This window comes from Streptomyces bikiniensis, from assembly GCF_000716625.1.
Taxonomy (GTDB): Bacteria; Actinomycetota; Actinomycetes; order Streptomycetales; family Streptomycetaceae; genus Streptomyces; species Streptomyces bikiniensis.
The window spans coordinates 1-703 of the sequence record NZ_JNXJ01000115.1; the positions used below are offsets into that span (position 1 = coordinate 1).

General features: G+C 74.4%; 1 protein-coding gene. It reads right to left on the minus strand.

The window, feature by feature from the left end; genetic code table 11:
• A partial coding sequence (locus OO47_RS32975; protein WP_030223538.1) for an AMP-binding protein occupies nucleotides 1-703 on the minus strand: 703 nt, incomplete at both ends.

A 703-nucleotide genomic window follows, 5' to 3' on the forward strand; every position in this document is an offset into this window, starting at 1 on the left:
GCCGGGGGTGGTGGCGTACGGGTCGGCCATGAAGGTGACGGCGGTCTTGGCGGGGTCGTCCAGGTAGCCCCGGCCGACGCCCGTGCCCGCGACGTACAGCTCGCCGGCGCTGCCGGGCGGCACCGGCTGGAGCGCGGCGTCGAGGACGTACAGACGGGTGTTGCGGACCGGGTGCCCGATCGGCGCGCGGGCGCCGATGGCGTCGCCCGCGCGGATGACCGCGTGGGTGACGTCGTCGGAGCACTCGGTCGGCCCGTAGGCGTTGAACAGCGGGATGCCGGGTTCGAGCGCGCCCCAGGCGACCGCGAGGTCGGCGGGGAGCGTCTCGCCGGTGACCATCAGCGCGCGCAGCCCGTCCAGGGAGGGCCGGGGGGTGCCCGCCTCCCACGCGTCGACGGCGGCGCGCAGCAGCGAGGGGACGAGCTCCAGGACGGTGACGCCGTCGGTCGCGATCCGGCCGAAGAGCTCCTGGGGGTCGGCGGCGGTGTCGCGGTCCACGACGACCAGGCGGCCGCCGGTGATGAGCGGGGAGAGCATCTGCCAGACGGAGATGTCGAAGGTGACGGGGGCGTTGTGGACGACCACGTCGCCGGCCGTGAGCTCCAGGTCGTCGATCTTCGCGAGGAGGTGGTTGACCATGCCGGCGCGGTGCACCATGGCGCCCTTGGGGCGGCCGGTGGAGCCGGAGGTGAAGATGACGTAG